This is a genomic window from Paraburkholderia elongata, assembly GCF_013177735.1.
In the GTDB taxonomy this organism is placed as follows: domain Bacteria; phylum Pseudomonadota; class Gammaproteobacteria; order Burkholderiales; family Burkholderiaceae; genus Paraburkholderia; species Paraburkholderia elongata.
Map to the genome: position 1 here is coordinate 98,835 of NZ_WOEZ01000027.1, position 15,308 is coordinate 114,142.

General features: G+C 62.1%; 12 protein-coding genes and 1 pseudogene. 6 read left to right on the forward strand and 7 right to left on the reverse strand.

The window, feature by feature from the left end:
- Positions 1-24: 24 nt before the first annotated feature.
- The 3 genes from GNZ13_RS04995 to GNZ13_RS05005 all read right to left on the reverse strand — a co-directional run bounded on the left by GNZ13_RS04995 (position 25) and on the right by GNZ13_RS05005 (position 2,941).
- A complete protein-coding gene (locus GNZ13_RS04995) occupies positions 25-879 on the reverse strand; it encodes an oxidoreductase (RefSeq protein WP_172161047.1) in 855 nt (284 codons plus the stop codon).
- A gap of 34 nt (positions 880-913) precedes the next feature.
- Positions 914-2,362, reverse strand: a complete 1,449-nt coding sequence (locus tag GNZ13_RS05000) for an acyl-CoA reductase (protein WP_172161048.1) — start codon at positions 2,360-2,362, stop codon at positions 914-916.
- An 81-nt stretch (positions 2,363-2,443) separates the two neighbouring features.
- A complete protein-coding gene (locus GNZ13_RS05005; RefSeq protein ID WP_328807182.1) occupies positions 2,444-2,941 on the reverse strand; it encodes a MarR family winged helix-turn-helix transcriptional regulator in 498 nt (165 codons plus the stop codon).
- 244 nt (positions 2,942-3,185) lie between these two features.
- On the opposite strand from GNZ13_RS05005, the gene GNZ13_RS05010 reads away from it, so the two are divergent.
- The 3 genes from GNZ13_RS05010 to GNZ13_RS05020 all read left to right on the forward strand — a co-directional run bounded on the left by GNZ13_RS05010 (position 3,186) and on the right by GNZ13_RS05020 (position 6,974).
- Positions 3,186-4,154 (forward strand): phytanoyl-CoA dioxygenase family protein, encoded by a 969-nt coding sequence (locus GNZ13_RS05010; protein ID WP_172161049.1) that lies wholly within the window; start codon positions 3,186-3,188, stop codon positions 4,152-4,154.
- A gap of 34 nt (positions 4,155-4,188) precedes the next feature.
- The gene (locus tag GNZ13_RS05015) at positions 4,189-5,007 is read left to right on the forward strand and encodes an SDR family NAD(P)-dependent oxidoreductase (RefSeq protein WP_172161050.1); all 819 of its coding nucleotides are present in this window, start codon (positions 4,189-4,191) and stop codon (positions 5,005-5,007) included.
- 299 nt (positions 5,008-5,306) lie between these two features.
- Entirely contained in the window at positions 5,307-6,974 is a 1,668-nt protein-coding gene (locus tag GNZ13_RS05020; protein ID WP_172161052.1) for an electron transfer flavoprotein-ubiquinone oxidoreductase, read from the forward strand.
- Positions 6,975-6,987: 13 nt separating this feature from the next.
- On the opposite strand, the gene GNZ13_RS05025 is transcribed toward GNZ13_RS05020, so the two are convergent.
- From GNZ13_RS05025 to GNZ13_RS05035, 3 genes are all read right to left on the reverse strand, one after another.
- Positions 6,988-8,565, reverse strand: a complete 1,578-nt coding sequence (locus GNZ13_RS05025) for an AMP-binding protein (RefSeq protein ID WP_172161054.1) — start codon at positions 8,563-8,565, stop codon at positions 6,988-6,990.
- Between the two features lie 2 nt (positions 8,566-8,567).
- Entirely contained in the window at positions 8,568-9,416 is an 849-nt protein-coding gene (locus GNZ13_RS05030) for an alpha/beta fold hydrolase (protein ID WP_172161056.1), read from the reverse strand.
- 254 nt (positions 9,417-9,670) lie between these two features.
- Complete coding sequence (locus GNZ13_RS05035) at positions 9,671-9,997, reverse strand: hypothetical protein (protein ID WP_172161058.1); 327 nt, start codon at positions 9,995-9,997, stop codon at positions 9,671-9,673.
- A gap of 532 nt (positions 9,998-10,529) precedes the next feature.
- On the opposite strand from GNZ13_RS05035, the gene GNZ13_RS05040 reads away from it, so the two are divergent.
- The 3 genes and pseudogenes from GNZ13_RS05040 (at position 10,530) to GNZ13_RS05050 (ending at position 13,776) form a co-directional block, all read left to right on the forward strand.
- Positions 10,530-11,249: a hypothetical protein gene (locus GNZ13_RS05040; RefSeq protein ID WP_172161060.1), complete on the forward strand. Its 720-nt coding sequence runs from the start codon at positions 10,530-10,532 to the stop codon at positions 11,247-11,249.
- Between the two features lie 83 nt (positions 11,250-11,332).
- Positions 11,333-11,503: pseudogene (locus tag GNZ13_RS54140) on the forward strand (ISKra4-like element ISBte2 family transposase); the annotation flags it as partial.
- 917 nt (positions 11,504-12,420) lie between these two features.
- Positions 12,421-13,776, forward strand: coding sequence for a competence protein CoiA family protein (locus GNZ13_RS05050; protein ID WP_172161064.1), 1,356 nt, complete (start codon positions 12,421-12,423; stop codon positions 13,774-13,776).
- 989 nt (positions 13,777-14,765) lie between these two features.
- On the opposite strand, the gene GNZ13_RS54145 is transcribed toward GNZ13_RS05050, so the two are convergent.
- Positions 14,766-15,080, reverse strand: a complete 315-nt coding sequence (locus GNZ13_RS54145) for a DUF1902 domain-containing protein (protein WP_172161066.1) — start codon at positions 15,078-15,080, stop codon at positions 14,766-14,768.
- Between the last annotated feature and the right edge of the window lie 228 nt (positions 15,081-15,308).

A 15,308-nucleotide genomic window follows, 5' to 3' on the forward strand; every position in this document is an offset into this window, starting at 1 on the left:
GACGTGGCGGTATGCGCCTTGGCGCTATTGATCGAAATCCGTGGCACTCGAGACTTCGACCCACGTGTCGAGATTCTCCTGCAAGGACGCAAGTTTGTTGCGCAGGACGCTGACGGCATCGGGCCCGAGAGGCAACCTCAGGGGCGGCGCGTCGGCACGGACCGCCTGGATGATCGCTGCTGCGGCCTTGGCCGGATCCCCGGACTGCGTGCCATGATAGTGGGTCATCTGCTGGCGCACCCTGCCGACGGTTTCCGCGTAGGCGGGTTCAACGGCTTCGCTCCATCGCAGCGAGCGGCCAGCGAAATTCGTGCGAAACCCACCGGGTTCAACCAGCGTGACGTGGACGCCGAACGGCTTGAGTTCTTGCGCAAGGGATTCCGAGAGGCCTTCGACCGCGTGCTTGGACGCGCAATAAAAACCGCACCCCGCGATGCCGATCAACCCTGCGACCGACGACAGGTTGACGATATGCCCGCAGCCTCGTTGGCGAAAGTGCGGCAGCACAGCCCGAATGGTGTTGACGGTGCCGAAGAAATTCGTATCGAAAACCTGTCTGGCCTCGGCGTCGGACACTTCTTCGAGCGCGCCGAACAGACCGTAGCCCGCGTTGTTCACGAGCACGTCAATCTTGCCCGCACGGGAGAGCGCCTGCCCGATCGCATGGGGTACGGCCGCGGCGTCGGTGACGTCGAGCAATACCCCGTGTGCAAAGCCGCCAGGCGACAGCTGCTCGAAGGCTGAAATCTGCGCGGCGTCGCGCACGGTGCCGACCACGCGGTCGCCCCGTGCGAGCACCGCTTCGGCGAGGGAACGGCCGAAGCCGGACGACACGCCCGTAATTAGCCAGACCGCGGCGGAAGTCGATATAGCAGTCATCAAAGATCTCTCTCGAGTGACAGCAAAGGGAATCTCAGGCATGCTGGCCCGCTTCTTCGGATATCCACTTCATGAAGCGGTGGATGGGAAACATGCCGTCGTGCGGATAGCCGCCGACGCCGTCCGAAATCGACTCGCCGAGCGTCACCATGCGCTGCACGCCGGCACATGCCAGCGCATCGCGCACTTCCGCGACGCGGTGCGGCGGGTAGATGCCGACAGTCTGCGTCGCCACGGTTGCAAAGCGGGTCGCATCACTTAGGCTCTGCACGGGTACGACGTTGACGGTCTTGCAGATGGGATGGAAGTCGACCCGCTCGTCCGAGCGGACCACGAGCCCCTTGCCGTCGTAGCCCCCGAACACGCGATAGAGGGGCTCCATTTCGCGTAATACGTCGACTGCCTCGCGGATGTCGTTCGGCACCACAGGGCCTTGGCCGTCGCCGTAGCGGAAGTCTTTGCCAAGCGCGGCAGCCAGGTATTCACAATAGCGGTCTGCGTCGTCCTCGTTGCCTTCGACAAACTGATAGCGGCTCGCATTGCAAGCGTCCTGATTGAACGATTGCACGTCGGCCGCGCCGGCACGTGCGACCTGTTGCAGCAGTTCGTCGGAGGCGAACGCTTCCCGGCCGATTAGCGAGATGGATATCTTGGGATCGAAAGCGACCAGTTCGAGGCCGGGGCCGGCATAACGCATGGCATGGCGCACGGCGCTTTCGCCACCCCACACGACGAGCTTGTCGAAGTATTGCGGGCGATACAGGATCGACTCGACGTTTTCGTCTCCGCCGCGCCAGTAGGCTGCCGAAAACGACTGTGTCAGCGGATGCGCCGGGTCGATTGCGGCCATCGTGCGCAGGATGGCGGTCGCGGTAAACAGGTCGTTGGACGGCAGCTTCAGCAGATGCACCCCTTTGGTCAGTGCGGCGCGCATCACCGTCATCGCGGCCACCATGGGCGAATTGCCCGCAAGGATGTGAACGAGGCGGGGCGGAAACGCGCGCAGACGGCTGGGCCGGCCGCGCAATGTGCGCGGCATCCAGCCATCGATCACGCTGGCATCGCCGAAGCTGACGCGCAACTCATCTTCGATCACGCCGCGCGCGAACAGGTTCGGAATATCGCGGTAGCAGTTTTCCAGAATCCGGTGGCCGAGCGGGCTCACTTCGATCATTGATTTGAGCGCGTGCTGCATCAGCGGATTGACGTCCAGATGCAGCCGCGGACCGAGTTCGACAAGGAAATCTGTGACCTGTGCAATCGGCAGATCGAACGCCGGGCCCGGCTGCGTGCGCGGCCAGACGAGATCGTCGAGTTCTACCGCGGGCGTGCAGAAGCCTTTGCCAAGATCGCGCGACACGTGCGCCACTGCATCGCCTGAAACGGTTCGCCCGCGATAGACGTGCGGCACGGGCAGCGGCGCGGTGGCGTCGCCTTGACGTGATGACCCGGTTTCCCGTATGGGGGTTTCGACGTGATCCATTTTGCACTCCTGTTCGATTCGATTAGGTGCGGTTCCAGCACCGCGACGACTGCGCGAAATACGGCGTTGGGTCGGTCGTCGTCAGCTCAGGTTGTCGATCATGCGATCCATGAACTGCTTGAGCGTGTTCACTTCGTCACCCGTGAAGCCACGCAGTTGCCGGTCACGCGTTTCGACAATCAGCGGAAGGGTCTCGCAAGTCACGGCGCGACCCGCGTCGGTCAGCATCAGATAGACGCTGCGTCTGTCTGACTCATTGCGCACGCGGCGGATATACCCGCGCTTCTCAAGGAAATCGAGCTGACGAGTCATTGCGCTGCTATCGGACAACAGGATGCGGCACAGCGCGGTGGGTGTTCTGGCCCGGCCGTCAAAGAGCGCTTTCAGTAGCCCCCATTGCAAGGCGGAAAGACCGTTCGCGGCGAGTTTTTTGTCGATGACGCCGCACAGCAGCAGGCGAACCTGGTTCATCCGGTACGCGACACTTTCTTCTGATCGGTAAGTGTCCGGTGCGTCCACGCAGGCGGTTTCGACCTCCAGGGGGCGATCCTCAAGTTGAAGTTCCGACGGATGATCCACTGGATTCCTGCCAAAAAAGTATCTTCGATTGAATGCAACTATATGCACGTCATTCAAAAAACACAACGCCTTTCATCGTCTGGTTTTCCCCATGTTGTGACGACTGATTTTGTGCGAACTGCGCTTTCCATTTAATGCAACTGTTCGTTGCATTACGCCGTGCTGGAGACTAAACTGGTATGAAGGCCCGTCAGACAGGGGCGTCGACCGTGTGAACAAACACGGCGCACAACAAGGAGACGAAATGAGTACCGTGCTGGAAGCTGGCGTGCTGCCGGCCATGCAGGAATTGCACGTATCGAACGATATTCTTGACGATCGCGCTGCGCTCCAGGCAGCCTGGGAGCGCGATGGCTATTGGTTCTTCCGCAATGTGCTGGATACGGACGCGGTCGGGCGATTACGCGGCGTATTTCTCGATGAGCTTTCGCAACTTGGCATGATTGCCCCGGGCGATCCAGCTGCCCGCTACAGCGGCAAGAATCTCGGTGACTTTCCGTTCCGTATGGAACCCCTCGCTGCACGCAAGACGTGGAAGCCGTTCGTTGCCGAGCCGGCCGTCGATCGTTTCTTCACCCGGCTGCTTGCGGACGAGCCGTTCTGGATTCCGACAGTCGAGTACCGCGCGACGCCGCCGGTTCAAGACCGCTCCCGCTCCCGCTTCGATTACGTCCATCAGGACGGTTTCTATAACGCGGGAATACCGTTCGCCATCTGCTGGATTCCGCTCGTGGAAATAGACGCGGACGTGGGCGGGCTGGTCCTTGCCGAAGGGCTGCACAAGGGGCCTTATCTGCACGATCTCTCGCAGCCGCCGCTGTTTCCGGTTCCCGATAACGCAGTGCCCGCGCATGCGTGGCGTCGCACGACGTATCGCCCTGGGGATGTGCTCATCATGCATTTGAACACCCCGCATACCGGGGTGGCGAATTACTCGGACCGCTTCCGGCTGTCGATGGACATCCGTGTGATGGGCGCATCCGGCGACACGCCGATCATCGGCGAGATCACCGCGATCTCGCAGCACGAGGTGGCGGTGCAGGGCGAGGATGGCCGCAGCGGAGCGTTCACGCTCGATGAAAGCACCTATTGCCGTGGGATCGATGGCAGGAAGGTCCCACTCGACGAAATCCCGCTGCACTTTCACGTGGGTGACGAGGTGATTCTGGCGTCGCGTGACGGCCGCGTAACGGTCTTGCGGCCTCCCCACTAATTGTTCGCCGGGCAACTTTATATCGGGCAAATCCATGCCGTATCCAAAGACATTCCACCAGCGTCTTGCGGGCAAGGTCGCGATCGTGACCGGAGCGGGTTCGCAAGACGATGGCGTTGGCACAGGTAAGGCCATCGCCTGCGTTTTTGCACGTGAAGGCGCGTCGGTTTGCCTCGTCGACCAGAACGAGGAGCGGGCAGCCGGGACGCTCGCGATGATCATCGAGGTGGGCGGCAAGGCGTTTGTCTGCGCTGCCGATGTCACCGATAACGATGCATGTGCGCGTGTCGTAGCCGCCACGGTCGAGCGTTACGGCGCGCTACATGTGCTGGTCAATAACGTCGGCGTGGCAGGCCCGGGCGGCCGCTTCGAGACGCTTGACGAAGCCTCGTGGGATCGCATCGTCGACGTGAATCTGAAGAGCGCGTTTCTGATGTGCCGCAGCGCGGCACCGCAACTGGTTGCGGGCGGGGGTGGCGCGGTGGTCAACGTCAGCTCGACCGCCGGTATCCGGAGTCACGGGACGGCGGCTTACGGGCCGTCAAAGGCGGGCATGATCGCACTCACGCGTGAACTGGCTGTGGTGTACGGTCGCGACGGAATGCGCGCCAACGCCATTGCGCCGGGGCATATCTTCACGCCGATGGTCGAGAGCATGCTGGACGAGGAGGCTAAAGAGCGGCGCATAAAGGTCGCACCGCTCGCCATCGAAGGCGACGCATGGGACGTTGCATTGGCTGCGTTGTTTCTCGCGAGCGACGAAGCGCGTTTCATTACCGGTGTATGCCTGCCGGTCGATGGCGGCGTGACGGAGATTGCGGCACTCCGCGCCTACGAACTGATGCAGCCGTGAGGCTTGCCTTCGAGAGTCGGTACGGTCGTTCCTTGTGTAACGCTCACATGAACAACTTGCGTTCCCGCTTCGTAACGTTCACTGCGCATCACGCGAGTCTCCTTGCAACGGCGCCTCGTTCTACGGCGCCCGGGTCATTCGTATTGTTATACATTGTTCGTAAATATATACTCTCACCCTGATATTCAGCACGCTCGGCAAGCGCGATTCTGATGCATCGATCCGCGCCTTGCTGGGCGGATCGGCAAATTTTGATTGCGGCCAGATCCGTGCACCAATCAGTCAGGGAGACACTTCGCATGACCGGAGTACCGCTAGAGCAGTATGGCCCGCGCGAGTCGATGGAATACGACGTGGTGATCGTCGGCGGCGGCCCTGCTGGCCTGTCCGCGGCGATCCGCCTGAAGCAGCTGGCGCAGGAAAAAGGCGTTGAAATTGGCGTCTGCGTACTGGAAAAAGGCTCGGAGATCGGGGCGCACATCCTCTCCGGCGCGGTGATGGACCCCCGCGCGCTGAATGAACTGATCCCCGACTGGAAGGAAAAAGGCGCGCCGCTGACCGTGGACGTGACCGAAGACCGCTTCCTGTTTCTGACGGAGACCGGCTCGAAGAGCGTGCCGACGTGGGCACTGCCGGATAACTTCAAGAATCACGGCAACTATGTGATCAGCCTTGCGAACGTGACGCGCTGGCTGGGTCAGCAGGCCGAGGCGGCGGGTGTCGAGATTTTCCCGGGTTTTCCTGCGGCCGAAGTGTTGTACAACGACGACGGCTCGATCAAAGGCGTCGCCACCGGCAATCTGGGCATCGGCAAGGATGGCCAGCCGACCGAAAATTTCCAGCTCGGCATGGAGTTGCACGCGAAGTACACGCTGTTCTGCGAAGGCGCCCGTGGGCACCTGGGACGCCAACTCAACGACAGATTCAAGCTGCGCGACGGCGTCGATCCGCAGGTGTATGGCATCGGCATCAAGGAGCTGTGGGAAATCGATCCGTCGAAGCACAAGCCGGGTCTGGTGATGCACACGGCAGGCTGGCCGCTCGAGAACGACACGTACGGCGGCTCGTTCCTGTATCACATGGACAACAACCAGGTGGTGGTGGGCTTCGTGGTCGGCCTGGGTTATACGAACCCGTACCTGTCGCCGTTCGAGGAATTCCAGCGTTACAAGACGCATCCGGCGATCCGCGCGATTCTGGAAGGCGGCAAGCGCGTGTCGTATGGCGCGCGGGCAATCACGGCTGGCGGCCTGCTATCGCTGCCGAAGCTGGTGTTCCCGGGTGGCGCGCTGGTCGGCGACGATGCGGGGTTCCTGAACGCATCGCGGATCAAGGGTAGCCATGCGGCGATCAAGACCGGGATGCTGGCCGCTGAAGCGGCTTTTGATGCGGTGCATGCTGGGCGTCAGGCGGATGAGCTGGCGGCTTATCCGGAAGCGTTCGAGAGCTCCTGGTTGCACACCGAGCTATACCGTGCCCGTAATTTCAAGCAGTGGATGGGCAAGGGCCTGTACTTGGGCACGCTGATGGTGGGCCTCGAGCAGAAGGTGTTGGGCGGTAACGTGCCGTGGACGCTGCACCACCAGCACTCGGACCACGAAATGCTCAAGCCCGCATCGCAATGCAAGCCGATCGTCTATCCGAAGCCGGATGGCAAGCTGACCTTCGACAGGCTGTCGTCGGTGTTCATCTCGAACACCAACCACGAGCAAAACCAGCCGGCTCACCTGACGCTCAAGGATCCGACCGTGCCGGTGAACGTCAACCTGCACACCTATGCCGGGCCGGAGAGCCGCTATTGCCCGGCGGCCGTATATGAGTTCGTGAAGAACGATGACGGCAGCGAGCGTGTGGTGATCAACGCGCAGAACTGCGTGCACTGCAAGACCTGCGACATCAAGGACCCGAGGCAGAATATCGTGTGGGTCACGCCTGAGGGTGGTGGGCCGAACTACCCGAACATGTAACCAACTCGCGCAGCTATCCGGATTGTCCATTGACTTGCGCGCGCAGATCGCCTTTGCGCACCTTCCCCGATGCGGTGCGGGGCAAGTCTGCGACGACCCACAGGCTTTCAGGGGTCTTTTGCCGTGCCACACCCGCTTTGGCGAAATGCATTTGCACGGCGGGCAGATCGAGTTGGGCGCCGGCATGCAGGACAACGACTGCGCACACGGTTTCGCCGTAGCGAGCGTCGCGTCGCGCGACCACCGCGACGTCCCTGACTGCCGGATGGGTGGCCAGTACGCGCTCGACCTCTTGCGACGAAATGTTTTCGCCGCCACGGATGACGATGTCCTTCTTGCGATCGGTGATCGTCAGGCAGTTCGCGGCGTTGAGCTTGCCGATGTCGCCTGTGCGAAACCACCCATCGGATGTGAAGGCCTGTGCGTTGAGCAGGGGATCGGTGTAGCCGATGAACAGCTCGGGGCTGCACACCAGGATCTCCCCCTCGCTGCCGACCGGCAACACCCGATCCATCTCATCGACAATGCGTACTTGGCTGCCTGGTTGAACCCGGCCGTCCGTACAGGCGCGCTCGGCAAACGGGCTGTCGCGCCAGCCGATGCTGACCGTGGAATGTTCCGTCAGACCGTACGCGCGGGTGCCCGCGAAGCCTGATCGATCGGCCAGTTCGACGTGTTCCGGCGTAACCCCTGTTCCGCCCAGTCCATAGCTGGCAAGCGATGAAAGATCGCGTTTGTCGCGCGTCGCCGCCTCGAGCAGCCCTTGCAGATGAAAAGGCGTGCCGCCCGATAGCCGGACGCGGTAGCGCTCCACCAGTTCGGCCGCCAGCGACGCGTCCCAGCGGTCCATGAACACCATGTCGGTACCCGTCACGAAAGGGCGCAGGAGGAAGTTGAAGCCAGCAATGTGGCCTGCGGGGAAGGGTGTCAGGTAAGGTCCGGGTCCGTCGATGAACGGGATCTGCCATTCCGCACCCACAGTCTGGTGCGTGTGCTGCACACCTTTCGGCGTAGCTGTGGTGCCGGATGTGTATAGCAGCAGGCAGACGTCTTGCGGCTCTGGAGCGGGCGCATTGCTCGCGTGCGCGTCGCCAAGCGTCGCGACGGTCTTCAACGTGATGCCGTTTGCCGGCGTCCGCTCGCCGACAACGATTACGCGTTCCAGATCGGGCAGGCTACCAAGCGCTTCGACTCGCGCAAGAAAATCAATGCCGCGCCAACGGTCCGGCACGCACAGGAAACGCGCTCGGGACTGGCGCAAGATGAAGCCCACTTCGGTAGGGCCATAGATGTGCACAATGGGGACCAGGATGGCACCGATCTGTAGCGCTGCCAGGTAAAGTACTGCGGTTTCGCGCGAAGTCGGCAGTTGCATGGCAACCGGATCGCCACGACGCAGGCCGATGGCGCGCAGTCCACGAGCCAGCCTGTCCGCTGAGTCGATGAGTTCCGCCGTCGTGGCGAGCGTCGCGCCTTCCTCGGTATGAAAATGCATGCGCGTATGCGGGCGCGCGAGCGCTGCCCTGGATAGCAGGACGTGGAGAGGGACGTCCGGTAACCAGTCTGTGCCTTTCGTGCAGGAGTTCGACATGGTTACGCCAGTAACGCTCGCAATACGCCGACAAGTGCCAGAGGTTGATCGAGCATCATATGGTGCCGTGCCTGAGGCATGGTGATAGGACCACGTGCGTGAGGGATCGCGGCGACGATGCGCTGAGCCCGATCTTTGCTGACCACCGCACTAAGTTCCGCGTGGATGTACGTGACAGGCACCGTGATGCGGTTCAGCATGCTTTCGTCGCCTTCAGCAGATCGCAGTTTGCGTAACGCCGGGTCAAATCGCCAGGTCCACCCCGACTCGGTTTGGCGCAAGGAGGATCGAGCCAGGTGGTCCAGCAACCAGGGCTCGCAGTCTTGCTCCGGAATCAGGCGGAAGCGGCTGATTCCAGTGGCCGCGTGGGGATACGATCGCGGCGCGGGGCGTCGCTCGCCAAGTGGCAGCGTGTCGCCGGGTAGCTTGAAGTAGGAGTCCAGCACAATCGCATGGCTGATCAGTTCGGGGAACGCCGCGCAAGCCTGCATGAGCCGCGACCCGCCAAAGCTGTGACCGACCACGATCCCCGGCGCGATTCCGGCGTTCTCGAGTACCTCGGCGAGGTCGCGAACGAAACAGTCGGGGTGGTACTCGACGCGATGCCCGCTGTCCCCCATGCCGCTGAAATCGAGCGCGAAAACGCGAAAGCGTTCGGTGAAGAATGGCGCGATAAAGTCCCACCAGTGACTGTGGCCGAGAAATCCATGGGCGAAGAGCAAGCCTGGTTTGTGCGTGTCGCCGGCATTCCACGATACGTAGTGAAGACGGGTTCCTTCAGCGTGGGTGACGTGCGAGCGGCGGGGCTGCTGTAACGCCCATTCCAACCACGAAGGTGCCGCTTCGATCATCAATTGAACTCCCTCGTAGAACGGGGCAGGGTCCCCCAGCCGGCGTTGAAGGCGCTGCTTTCGATGGCAGCACTTTCGTTCGCATTATCATGCACCGTTCGATTATTCTTGCGAGAATCGTCGCTGATTCCAAACTCTGCGGGGCGTCGCTCAAGGCAGTTCGCCGCGGCAGCATCTGTATGGTCGGCAAGCCGGTCCAATTGACATCCGGCCTGGCGCCTACTAGATCGCTATTATAAGAACAATGTTTGTATTTAAGAACGAATATTTGCCTTGCCCGTACACTCCTGCGCCCGCTTAAGGAGACACGCGGTGAGCGCGTCAACCACGATAGCCGTGCGTTCGCTCGTCAACGGCGTCATCGCCTCGGCCGGCACGGCACATCGGCGGAGTACGCGAGTACTCGTCCACACAACCGCATTTTTAGTCCCGTTTGGTAACAGGATTTCCGGCATCATCATGTCGTTCGCTCCGCCGTAGATGACGACAAGGCGGTGTAGAGCCTGCTTTAGGAGTGACATCATCGGCTGCAGCGTGCTTCGCATGCTTCTGGTCGAGGAATGGCCGGAGTTGATGATCATGGCACCGACAGGGTCTGCCAGGCAAAAATGACGGTATCGATGACGGTATTGTGCAGGCGCCTTGAGAGCGTGCAAAACCTGGGGAGGCTCCCCGGGGAGGGCCGCTCGAGCTTCCGGGCGCGGCGCCGGCTTCGTGTGGGGTACGCTGATCGGTATCGCAACGGTGGGAGTAAACCATGCGGTTGATCATCGAAGCAAGGTTGGCCGACGGGGACAGTGACACGGTCAATGAGGGCGACGGAGTTGTTGCCGTGGTTGAGCGCTCTGACTGCAGTCTTGCCCAACTGGGCCTGACTCTCGCAGAAGGGCGGTCCCTGCTGGCCACGGTGCAGGCCGAGCTGGTTTCGAAACAGGTGGAGTGGTGGCTCCCGGGCCAGACCCATTGTCGGTGCTGCGGCGCGGCCTTGAGCCACAGGACAATCGCTCGACGGTGCTGCGCACCGTGTACGGCAAAGTGACGGTGAAGAGTCCGCGGCTGTGGTCGTGCGCTTGCCAGCGGACTGCGCGGACGCCGCGGCGTGTGGTGCATCCCTTGTCCAAAGCCCTGACCGGGCGCGTCACGCCGGAGCTGGAATACCTCCAGGCGAAGTGGGCAGCCCATCTGCCATACCGGCAGGCCACGGCCATGCTCAAGGAAGTGCTGCCGCTGGACAAGGGCATTTCGTTCAGCGGCACCCGGGATCGGGTTCACACTCTGGGAAAACAGCTCGACGCTGACATCGAGCGTGACATCGCGAAGCTGCCCCGGGCCGTTGCAGACGTGCAGGCTCGCGAATCCAGCCATGTCGCGGCCGTGACCGTCGACTCGGCGTGGCTGCGGCATTGCGACTCCGGGAGAGGCCCTAGCCGCCACGTGAACATCATCGCCGGGCGGGCGACGTTCACCGACGGTCCCCCAAAGGTGTGTGCCTATGTGCACAGGGAAGTCACCTCGGGCGCAGCGCGACTCGATCAGTTCCTCAGCCGGAACGGTGTGGCGACCGATGAACGCGTGACCGTGATCAGCGACGACGCTGGTGAATTTGAGAAGGCCGTCCAGGGCAGTCAGATGGCTCGCGGCCGGATCCTCGACTGGTTCCACATCGCGATGAAGCTCAAGGCGGCGCAGCGTTCCGTGTTCGGCAGCAAGATGATCGCCGCGCTGGAACGGGAGTCGGTGGAGACCGAAATCACCCACGCGAAGTGGTTGGTCTGGCATGGCAAGGGCAGCAAGGCGGTGGAGCGGATCAAGCACTGGACGGTCGGCTGCTGACGCGGGAAGGGTACGAATTCAGCACGCTTTGGTGGAACCTGAACACTGTCTCCGGGTACCTGAGGAACAACGCGCACACGTTGGTCAACTACGGCGCCCGGCATCGCAACGGCCTGCCGATCAGCAGCAGCATCGCCGAGTCCGCGGTGAACCAGGTCGTCAGCCACCGCATGGCCAGGAAGCGACAGATGCGCTGGACTGACGAAGGGGCGCACTGCATGGCGCAGGTCAGAGTAGCGGTTTTGAACGGGGAATTCTCGTCCCATCGCATTCTGGCACTCAAAACTGCCGACTCGCGTTACGGCAAATGCATCGGGCCAACGTCGGCAGGCGGGCGCCGGCCAACAGACAGAACAGACAGCGCGGTCATGCCGTAAGCCAGGGATGCCTGACGAAATGCACCTCCCCAACTTTTGCACGCTCTCGTCTACGGGTATGGGTGCGACGTGAAACGTCTGCACGCTGGCGAGGCATTGCGGAGGAAAGCCCGTATGAGCAACGAGGCATGGGCAGCCTTGTGCGCTGAGGGCGAGCGACATAGGGCGTATCCCGCCGCGTGGTGCGGCTCTGTAGACGCAATCCCGATTTACGGCCTTGCAGTGCATGTGATGAACGAGTCCTTCAAATGGGAGCGCGTAGAGGGATGACGGCCACCTGACGGTATCCGGCAAGCAACGGCGCGGGATGACTGGCACATAGCCATCTATCGTGGAGCCGCGCAATCGTTAGCGGTCCACAGCTTTGGCCTGGCAGACCGCCACCGGCTACAGGCGGCGCGCACTGGTTGAGCGCACCATGGACCGCTACAAGCCGCTCATCGGGACACCCTTGCGGGCACGCGATCTGCCCGCCCAACGCACTGAAGCGGCCATCGGCGTGGCGGGCTCAACCGCATGCTTGTCGCTGCACGCCCGAAATCCGTCCGTTGCAAGGTGCGGGCAGCATAGCTGATGGCAAAAGGGGAAAACTCGTTCTCGCTTTTCTCCGTGCAACAACGCCATTCGCGGCACATCAGGGGCTCCCGTTTCGCAGGACGACGCGCCCTGCGTCAGGAACCGGAGCCGCGACAGGTGGCGCTTCGTCTCGTATTTACAACGCAGGATGCCCAATTTCCAGGCGGTTTTTCCTTGAATAGGTTAAAAGCGAATTGTGCCAACAGAGTGGGACGCCCATGGCCAAAGCTGCGCACATTGTCTTCGCGAAGGATGAGGCGGGCAATATCGCCGCGGCCAGTGACCTGTTCACAACGAGTCGTTCCACGTACCTCTGTGTGGCATGTGGAAAGGAACTGCGTCGGAAGACCCCCGAGAATGGCTTTCCTTACTTCGTGCACGCGCAGCGGACCTCTTGCCGGCTTGCCGCTCACTACGCCTTGCGCGCCGCCGCGCAGCGTGTACTGACAGAGAGCCGCTTCATCAAGGCCCCGCTCGCAGGGCAGCCAGTCGATGCCAACAGGTTATCCGCGTCCCTCGCCCAGTGGTCCGACTCCGCCTGCGACCTGGAGGTGGGCCATGTACCGGTCGACTTTCTCGCCGAGACGGGCGAAGGGCAGTTGCTCATTGAGCTCTCAGTCCCGGGCCTGCCTAGGACCACTACACCGGAGCGCCTGCGCGCCCTGCAGCTGCCCACGCTCGAGGTAGAGCTGCCGCCGCCGGCGGACATCCATGGTTTTAGCGACTTGCGCCAGTCGCTGCTGCATTCCCTCGCCAACAAGCGCTGGGTTTTCCATCCGGCGCATTCCCTTGCGGCCGGTAGGCACAATGGCAGCCACTATCAGGCGGCGGAACCTGAAGCCCCGCGAGCGCAAGCATTGGAAGCGAGCGCGCCTTCACCCTGGAACCCCGCCTTGTCATTCGCAGACAGCACGTGCTTCCGGCAACTCGCGGTCACCGAAAAGCTCGAGGTGCTCGAAAAGGAAATGGACCTGCCGTGCGACCGGTGGCCTGCGTACGTCGACATTGAGGTCCGCGGCGAGCAGACGTTCGGCGTGGACCGGCGCGTCTGGCAGGCTGACGTTTTCAGCCGCTTTGTGCAGAAGGTCCATCCCGGTGTCGGTGAGAACATGTTTTCCGTCGCCGCCGTCTCCGGATGGCTGAAGAACCGCTATCTTCTTGACCGCCCATTTCCGGGCGCAGACAGCATCGCTGTCCACCAGTTCCTCTCGGCACTGGTCCAACGAGGATTCCTTGTGGAGCGGAACGGCGACGAACCGCACTACCGGGTCGTTCGAACCCGCCCGGCCATCAATGAGTCCGGCCTCGTCTGGCGGCCTCACGCTACGCTGCCGGCAAGCCAGCTGCGCGTCCTTTCGACGCAGGCGGGGTTGCGCGTGCCTGTGGACCTCGTTCAGTGGCTGCTCGAGTCTTTTGACGACTGCCACCCGTGTGGGACCGTTGACGACTTTGTTTCCCTGCTCTCAAGAAGAATCCACGCGCCACCGCGGAACATCATCGCGTTCTTGCTGGACGCAAAACTGGCCGTTGAGGGCGGAGAGGACCCGCAGGGTAGCCAGGAAAGACTCTTTTGAGTTGCGCTGAAGCCGACCGACGTGGCTGTCGCTGGCTGAAGCAGGCCTGGACTGTCTTCATCAGGCGGGCGATGCCGGCGACTATGCGGCTCGCCGCGTACTTCGTAGCGGTTGCGGTTCTGAGCCTGGCGACGCTGCTGTGGCGCAACGACTGCGAGTATTGACGGCCGGGCCCGAGCATTCCAACGCACGAGGCGCGCCCACGACCGGTTCGTCGTTCCCACCTGTTGGCCGCCCTGGTTGTCAGGTATGCTGCGCGCTCCATCGATTTCGCGTGGCTCGTCCTGCTCGTCGTGCGGTTTTGAGTCTTGCCGCTCACACCTGGTGACGGGATTCCCGCTTGGTGCGGCGCCGGGAGGCGGCCTTCCGCCTCGAACCCGTGGAGCTACGCGTTCGCCCAGAACGCGGCCTGGGCAACCTGATGGAGTGCGGCAATCCTCGCTTTGTCCGCAATCGGGGGGCAACAAGGTACGCGCTTATGCGCTGCAGCGCACAAACGCGTACCTTGTTCATCCCCCATTTTCCGATGGAACGCGCGGCGCTGCCCTGGTGGGTGCCGGGCGTGGCCTTGAGCGATCATTCGTCGTTCTGGCGGCGGTGCATGGGACCGCGGTGCTCGGCGTCGATCTCGCCGTATCCGGCGCAGTGACGGGCGAGGGACCTGGCGCCCGATCGCTTCGTTATACGGACAGTGCGGAAGTACTTGGGGCAAACCACGGATGGTTCGACAGTGGCAACCGGTACCGCCTGGAGCATGGCGGCCGGCCGCCAATGTGAGCGTCGGGCCCGGCAATCTGGGCAGCCATATCTGACCGTCGCGAGCAAGCGTGTCGCCTTCTCGATTTGCTACGAAGACTTCCAGTGGTGGCCGAACTGGCGCCTACTTATCGAACGATCGAATGTGCTTGTCGGCATGTCGAACGGCTGGGTCAACAGCGACTTGGCGATCGACGCCACTCAACGGCAGAGCGTGGAGTCGATCGCGCGGCTTACCGGCGTGCCGCTGTTACGGGCCGCGAACCGTCAGGCCGGGGGGCACGGACGACGTGGTGGCGCCGCCTTTCCTTGTGCGGTAAGGCTTCCTCCAAGGCGTGAGCCGTATCCATCACCTGGAGGACAAACGGGACGGCGCCGTGACAATTCCGGTCATTGGCCTCGACAAGCTTCGGAACGAGAACTTTTAGCTTTGATATGAGGTCCTCCAGTGTATCCGCCTCCGTGAACAAACCTGGTATGTTGTCGCTCCGTGCGACCCAGACGGCAGACTTGGTGTCCCAGAATGCCGTAACTTCTACTTCTGCCATGGCGCCCCCTTCGGTTGCTCGACACGAATGCGCCTAGTGTTTGACGACGAGGGATAAGTCTACGCTCCGTTTTGCGATGTCGAAAGTCGGGTGTTCGCGCATAAGTGCTCCTGGTAAAACTGTTTGGATTTCGGTAACCTGGATTTTTCCCTGGTACCGAGGTGTCGATGAAATGCCGTGTGAAGCTTGTGAAGTCTGAGGAGATCACATTGCAGGAGATGGCGATCA

What these genes read in the sequence shown, in the direction of transcription:
- GNZ13_RS54145 (WP_172161066.1), bottom strand. Translation starts at nt 15,080, where the DNA reads ATGGCAGAAGTAGAAGTTACGGCATTCTGGGACACCAAGTCTGCCGTC.
- GNZ13_RS05000 (WP_172161048.1), bottom strand. Translation starts at nt 2,362, where the DNA reads ATGGATCACGTCGAAACCCCCATACGGGAAACCGGGTCATCACGTCAA.
- GNZ13_RS05030 (WP_172161056.1), bottom strand. Translation starts at nt 9,416, where the DNA reads ATGATCGAAGCGGCACCTTCGTGGTTGGAATGGGCGTTACAGCAGCCC.
- GNZ13_RS05020 (WP_172161052.1), top strand. Translation starts at nt 5,307, where the DNA reads ATGACCGGAGTACCGCTAGAGCAGTATGGCCCGCGCGAGTCGATGGAA.
- GNZ13_RS05035 (WP_172161058.1), bottom strand. Translation starts at nt 9,997, where the DNA reads ATGATCATCAACTCCGGCCATTCCTCGACCAGAAGCATGCGAAGCACG.
- GNZ13_RS05025 (WP_172161054.1), bottom strand. Translation starts at nt 8,565, where the DNA reads ATGTCGAACTCCTGCACGAAAGGCACAGACTGGTTACCGGACGTCCCT.
- GNZ13_RS05050 (WP_172161064.1), top strand. Translation starts at nt 12,421, where the DNA reads ATGGCCAAAGCTGCGCACATTGTCTTCGCGAAGGATGAGGCGGGCAAT.
- GNZ13_RS04995 (WP_172161047.1), bottom strand. Translation starts at nt 879, where the DNA reads ATGACTGCTATATCGACTTCCGCCGCGGTCTGGCTAATTACGGGCGTG.
- GNZ13_RS05010 (WP_172161049.1), top strand. Translation starts at nt 3,186, where the DNA reads ATGAGTACCGTGCTGGAAGCTGGCGTGCTGCCGGCCATGCAGGAATTG.
- GNZ13_RS05015 (WP_172161050.1), top strand. Translation starts at nt 4,189, where the DNA reads ATGCCGTATCCAAAGACATTCCACCAGCGTCTTGCGGGCAAGGTCGCG.